Source organism: Falsiroseomonas oryziterrae (assembly GCF_021864505.1).
In the GTDB taxonomy this organism is placed as follows: Bacteria; Pseudomonadota; Alphaproteobacteria; order Acetobacterales; family Acetobacteraceae; genus Falsiroseomonas; species Falsiroseomonas oryziterrae.
Map to the genome: position 1 here is coordinate 1 of NZ_JAKJIB010000272.1, position 5,902 is coordinate 5,902.

The following is a 5,902-nucleotide window of genomic DNA, read 5'->3' on the forward strand; positions in this document are numbered from 1 at the left end:
GCGGTGCTGCGCGGCCCGCCGGGCGGCACGCGCCTCCGCCTGCGGCTCCGCGGCGAGCAGACGGGGCCGTGGCAGCCGCTGCACATCGCGGACGACGAGGGGCGGGTGGTCGCGCTGCGGGGCCTTGCCGGGCCGGGTGGCCTCGCGCTCGACCTCGATGCCGGCGAAGGGGTTGCGCTGGGCGACCACGCGCAGCGCCGGGTCGGCGTGGGCGTGGTCTCCGTCTCGGTGCGGCCCGACTCCCCCGGCAGCCATCCCGGAAGTTGATCCGGCGCAAGGACGCGGCCTTCCCCCGCAGGCAAGGTCCGGACCATGGACGCCCTCCCCGACCCTCGCGCCCGGCTCGAGGCCTATGCGCGGCAGAACCTGCCCCGCTACACCTCCTACCCCACCGCACCGCATTTCGGCGCGCTCGAGGAAGCGACCTACCGCGCCTGGCTGGGGACCATCGCCCCGGGCGACACGCTCTCGCTCTACCTGCACGTGCCCTTCTGCAAGGAACTCTGCTGGTATTGCGGCTGCCACACCGCGATCACCCGCAACCAGGCCCGGCTGAGCCGCTACGCCGACGCCCTGGTGCGCGAGATCGACCTGCTGTCGGACGCGCTCCCCGCCTGGTTCCCCGTCGAATCCCTGCATCTCGGCGGCGGCACGCCCTCGGCGATCGGGGCCGAGGGGCTGCGTCGCGTCATGGCCGCGCTGCGTGCCGGCTTCGCCTTCCGTGAGGACGCGGAACTCTCGGTCGAACTCGATCCGCGCACGCTGGACGACGACGTCGTCGCGCTGCTCGGCGAGGCCGGCTTCAACCGCGCGAGCCTGGGCGTGCAGGACCTGGACCCCGAGGTGCAGAAGCTCTGCGGCCGCATCCAGCCGCCGGAGATGGTGGAGAGCGCGGTGCGGCGCCTGCGCGGCGCCGGGATCGAGGCGATCAACTTCGACCTGATGTACGGCCTGCCCGGCCAGGATTGCGCGCATGTCGAGGCCAGCGCGCGCTTCGCCGCCGCCCTCGGCGCCTCGCGCGTCGCGGTCTTCGGCTATGCCCATGTGCCCTGGATGAAGCCGGCGCAACAGGCGATCCGCGAGGACCTGTTGCCCGACACCTTCGCGCGCATGGACCAGGCCGATGCGGCGGAACGCGCGCTGCTGGCGGGGGGCTATGTCGCGGTCGGGCTGGACCACTTCGCCCGGCCGGAGGATCCGATGGCGGTCGCGGCGCGATCGGGCGCGCTGCGCCGCAACTTCCAGGGCTATACCACCGACCGCGCGCCGGTGCTGCTCGGCCTCGGCGCGAGCGCCATCGGCGCGCTCCCGCAGGGCTATGTGCAGAACATCGCGGATGAGCGCGCCTGGCTCGCCGCGGTGAACGAGGGGAAGCTGCCGGTCGCGCGCGGCCTCGCCCTCACTGAGGACGACAGGCTGCGGCGCGGCATCATCGAGGCGGTGATGTGCGACCTGAAGCTCGACCTCGGCGCATTGCCCGAGGCAGTGCGGGAGAGCGCCGCGCCGCGCCTCGCGCCCTTGCTGAAGGACGGCCTGGCGGCGATCGAGGACGGCACGCTGCGCGTGACGGAAACGGGCCGCCGGTTCGTCCGCCACGTGGCGGCGTGTTTCGACGCGCGCCTCGGCAGCGCCGCCGCGCGGCACAGCCGCGCCGTCTAGAGCACGTTCCGCTCGGCTGGAATCAGCCGAGCGGAAGGCCGTGCTCTAGAAAGCGTTGTTTCTAGAGCAGCTTATGCCCATTCGGCGGAACCGCGGAGCGGTTCCACTCGAATGGGCGCTGCTCTAGGCCTCCGGAAAGGCGGCCGGCTCAGGCGGCGTGGCTGCAGATCCGCCCGAGCATCGAGGTGAGCTCGGCGGGGTCGTAGGGCTTGGCCAGCACCATCGCATGCTGATGGCCCGCGGGCAGGCCGGAAGCGCCGTAGCCGGTCGCGATGACATAGGGGATGCCGCGCTCGGCCAGCACATCGGCGACCGGCGTCGAGGTCTCGCCCGCGAGGTTCAGGTCCAGCACCACGGCATCGGGCCGCTCGCGCGCCAGAAGCGACATCGCCTCATCGACCGTCGCCGCGGGACCCATCACGCCGAAGCCGGCGTCGAGCAGGGCGTCCTCGACCAGCATGGCCACCAGCGCCTCGTCCTCGACCACCAGAACCTTGCGTGCCGCATCCGCCATGACTGACTCCCCTGGCTCGCCACCCTGCGAGATGTGACGGCTCTAACGCCATGCTCGCCTCAGGTCCGCTCACATTCGCGCGCGGGACTTTGCGATGTGCGTAATCAACGGCTTGGAAACCAGTCCACGGTCGGATCGGACCGCCAGCGTGGCGACACCCAGCCGCGCGCCGCGCAGCGTCCGCGGCGCGTGACGACACGCAAGGGCCGCAACGCATAGCCCGCGCCCTCGTAGCGGGCCAGCCGCGCCAGCGTCGCCGGCGGCAGGCGGGGCAGCAGCAGGCCCCTCACCTCCCCCGCCCCCTCGACCAGCGTCGGATAGGGCGTTCCACGCAGCCGGACGCGGCGATGGCCCGGCAGGCGCGCCGGCAAGGCGCGCCGGAACCAGCGCAGCTCCGCATGGCGGCGAAAGACGCGCGGGTCGAGCAGCGTGCCGTAGACGAAGATGCGGCGCGCGGCGCCCACTCAGTGGCCGGCGTTGGCGCCCGAGAAGTCCGGCGCGGCGAGGCCCGAGGCTTCGAGCTGTCGCGCGATCTGCGCCTTCAGCCGCTCGAGCCCCGCCTCGCTCGTCGCCTCGGCGCGCGCCACCAGCACCGCCTGGGTGTTGGAGGCGCGGAGCAGCCACCAGCCATCCTCGGTCAGCACGCGCACGCCGTCCACGTCCTGCACCTTCGCACCTTCGGCCGCGAGGCGGTCCTTCACCTCCTGCACGACGCCGAACTTGCGCGTGTCGGGGCAGTCGAAGCGGAGCTCGGGCGTGTTGATCACCTGCGGCAGCGCAGCGCGGACGGCGCTGAGCTTCGTCGTCATGCGCGCGACGATGCCGAGCAGGCGCACGGCGGAATAGGGCGCATCGTCGAAGCCGTACCACTTGTCGGCGAAGAAGATGTGGCCAGACATCTCGCCCGCCAGCGGGCTGCCGGTCTCGGCCATCTTCGCCTTGATCAGCGAATGGCCGGTCTTCCACATCAGCGGCGTGCCGCCGGCCTTCGCGACCTCGTCGAACAGCACCTGGCTCGCCTTCACGTCGGCGATGATGGTGCCGCCGGGCTTCGACTTCAGGACGTCGCGCGCCAGCACGACGAGCAGCTGGTCGCCGAACAGGATGTGGCCCTCGTCGTCCACCACGCCGATGCGGTCGGCGTCGCCGTCGAAGGCGATGCCGAGGTCGGCGCCCTCGCGCGCCACCTCGGCGATGATCTGCTCGAGGTTCTTGGCGACCGTCGGGTCGGGGTGATGCGCCGGGAAGGTGCCGTCGATCGTGCCGTTGATGACGTAATGCGTGCCCGGCAGCTGCGCGACCATCTTCTTGACGATCTCCGCGCCCGCTCCGTTGCCCGGATCCCAGACCACCTTCAGCGGACGGTCGCCGCCGTCCCAGTCCTGCAGCATGCGCGCGACGTAGCGGTCGGAGACGTCCACCTGCCGGTCGCTGCCGACCGCGCTCGGCACCACGTCGCCCTCGGCCGCCATCCGGCCGATCTCCTGGATCTGCTTCCCGTAGAACGGCTTCTTGCCGAGCATCATCTTGAAGCCGTTGTAGTCGGGCGGGTTGTGGCTGCCGGTCACCATCACCGCCCCGGCGGCCTCGAGCGCGTAGGCCGCGTAGTAGAGCATCGGCGTCGGCCCGCAGCCGATCCGCAGCACCTCGAGCCCGCAGGCGCGCAGGCCCGCGACGAGCTGCGCCTCCATCTCCGGCGAGGAGAGGCGGCCGTCGTAGCCCACCGCCACCTTCTGCCCGCCGCCCCGCACCACCATCGAGCCGAAGCAGCGGCCGATCGCGAAGGCGTCCTCGGGGCGCAGCGTCTTCCCCACGATCCCGCGGATGTCGTACTCGCGCAGGCTGGTCGGGTCGAAGCGGTGGTTGAAGGCGGTCATCGGCGATGCTGCTCCCGGCGGTTCAGGCGTACTTCTTGAGGATGCCGCGCATGGCGGGCGCCATGTCGTCGCGGGCCAGCGCGAAGGCGACCTGGGCCTCCAGATAGCCGGCCTTGTCGCCGCAGTCGAACCGGCGGCCCTCATACAGCACGCCGTGGAAGGGCTGCGCGCCGATCAGCTTCGCCATGCTGTCGGTCAGCTGGATCTCGCCGCCGGCGCCCTTCTCCATCCTCGACAGGTGGCCGATCACCTCGGGCATCAGCACATAGCGGCCGATCACGGTCAGGTTCGACGGCGCCTTCTCGACCGGCGGCTTCTCGACCAGTCCCGTGATCTCGACCAGGTTGCCCGTCGTGGCGCCGGGGGCGATGACGCCGTAGCGCGAGACATGCTCGCGCGGCACCTCCTCGATCGCCACCACATTGCCGCCCGTCGCGGCATAGGCGTCGGCCAGCTGCTTCATGCAGGAGACGTCGCAGAGCATCAGGTCGTCGGGCAGCAGGATCGCGAAGGGGTCGTCCTGGATGAAATGCCGCGCGCACCAGATCGCGTGGCCGAGGCCGAGGGGGACCTGCTGGCGCGTCGAGACGATGGCGCCGGGCGGCATGGCCTGCGCCTGCAGCATCGCCAGCTCCTTCGCCTTGTTGCGCTCGGCCAGCGTGCGCTCGAGCTCGTAGGCGATGTCGAACTGCTCGACCAGCATCGTCTTGCCGCGGCCGGTGACGAAGCAGAACTGCTCGATGCCGGCGGCGCGCGCCTCCTCCACCGCGTACTGGATCAGCGGCTTGTCGACGACCGGCAGCATCTCCTTCGGCATCTGCTTGGTCGCGGGCAGGAAGCGGGTGCCGAGGCCGGCAACCGGCAGCACGGCCTTGCGGAGCGGCTTCACCACGGGCGTGTCATCCCCTTCGTTGCTGGCTTGAGTGCCACGGTCCCGATACAGAATCCACCGCCCCGCGGGCAGACTAGCCGCCGAGCAAGACGTCGCGGGCTTCGTTCAATCGTGCGGCAAGCCAGTCGGATCCACCCTGGTCCGGATGTGCGGCGCGCATGAGGCGGCGATGTGCGCTCCGGATGGCGGCCGCGTCGGCACCTTCCGACAGGCCGAGCACCGCCAGCGCCTCCTCCCGCGTCATGCGCCCGCCGCCGCCGCGCTTGCCCTCGCCCCCGGCCGGCCCCGCCTTCGACGTCTCCTCCCGCCAGTCGGGATGGGCGCGGTCGAGCCAGGCTTCCAGCAGCGGCACCCCTTCCGGGTCTCGCGCGGCAAGCTCCGCCATCAGGTCGAGCAGCAGCGGCAGGTCGAGGTCGGCGAGGTCCTTGCCCTCGAACCGCCCCGCCTTCACCCGGCCGAACATCCGGCCGCTGTCATGGTCGAGCCCCATGGCGATGTGAGAGGTCTCGACATCGGTCGCCTGCCCCGGGCTGGCGGCGCCGCCGCGGGCGAAGGTGCGGGCTGCGCGGATGCCCTGGATCCAGCGCCACGCGGCGGGTCCGAACAGGACCATCGCCCAGAGCGCCTGCGCCCCGCGCCCGGACCACAGCAGCGCGCCGAGCAGCACGGTGCCGAGAATGCCGCCGCCCCAGACCGCCGCCGTCTTCACCTGCGCGGGCTTGGCATCCGCGAAGGCGCGCAGCACGCCGAGCAGCGCGACCAGCGCGATCAGTCCGACGATGATCCAAGTCATCTGGCGGGGTTCACTTGCGCGGCGCCGGCAGCTGCCCGGCGATGCTGCGCGCCGAGGCCGAGGTCAGCCGCGCCAGCGCCTGGCGCCCGCCGGCAGCGAAGACGGCGACCGCGCGCAGCAGGTCGCGCAGCGCCTCGGCGCTCGCCGCGTCGAAGGGCGCCCAGGCG

At 71.9% G+C, this 5,902-nt stretch carries 7 protein-coding genes; 2 read left to right on the forward strand and 5 right to left on the reverse strand.

The features are described from left to right. On the forward strand, window positions 1-267 hold a 267-nt coding region (locus tag L2I40_RS17835), incomplete at its 5' end, for a hypothetical protein (RefSeq protein WP_237216542.1). A gap of 45 nt (window positions 268-312) precedes the next feature. Continuing rightward, window positions 313-1,659 (forward strand): oxygen-independent coproporphyrinogen III oxidase, encoded by a 1,347-nt coding sequence (gene hemN, locus L2I40_RS17840; protein WP_237216543.1) that lies wholly within the window; start codon window positions 313-315, stop codon window positions 1,657-1,659. Between the two features lie 148 nt (window positions 1,660-1,807). On the opposite strand, the gene L2I40_RS17845 is transcribed toward hemN, so the two are convergent. From L2I40_RS17845 to L2I40_RS17865, 5 genes are all read right to left on the reverse strand, one after another. Continuing rightward, window positions 1,808-2,173 carry a response regulator gene (locus L2I40_RS17845; RefSeq protein ID WP_237216544.1) on the reverse strand — a complete coding sequence of 122 codons (366 nt, stop codon included), beginning with the start codon at window positions 2,171-2,173 and terminating at the stop codon, window positions 1,808-1,810. 104 nt (window positions 2,174-2,277) lie between these two features. After that, the gene (locus L2I40_RS17850; protein WP_237216545.1) at window positions 2,278-2,637 is read right to left on the reverse strand and encodes a gamma-glutamylcyclotransferase family protein; all 360 of its coding nucleotides are present in this window, start codon (window positions 2,635-2,637) and stop codon (window positions 2,278-2,280) included. Next, window positions 2,638-4,050 carry a phosphoglucomutase/phosphomannomutase PgmG gene (gene pgmG, locus L2I40_RS17855; RefSeq protein WP_237216546.1) on the reverse strand — a complete coding sequence of 471 codons (1,413 nt, stop codon included), beginning with the start codon at window positions 4,048-4,050 and terminating at the stop codon, window positions 2,638-2,640. A 22-nt stretch (window positions 4,051-4,072) separates the two neighbouring features. Continuing rightward, a complete protein-coding gene (locus tag L2I40_RS17860) occupies window positions 4,073-4,942 on the reverse strand; it encodes a UTP--glucose-1-phosphate uridylyltransferase (protein WP_237216547.1) in 870 nt (289 codons plus the stop codon). Between the two features lie 73 nt (window positions 4,943-5,015). Then, on the reverse strand, window positions 5,016-5,735 hold the full coding sequence (locus L2I40_RS17865; RefSeq protein WP_237216548.1) for a J domain-containing protein: 720 nt from the start codon (window positions 5,733-5,735) through the stop codon (window positions 5,016-5,018). Between the last annotated feature and the right edge of the window lie 167 nt (window positions 5,736-5,902).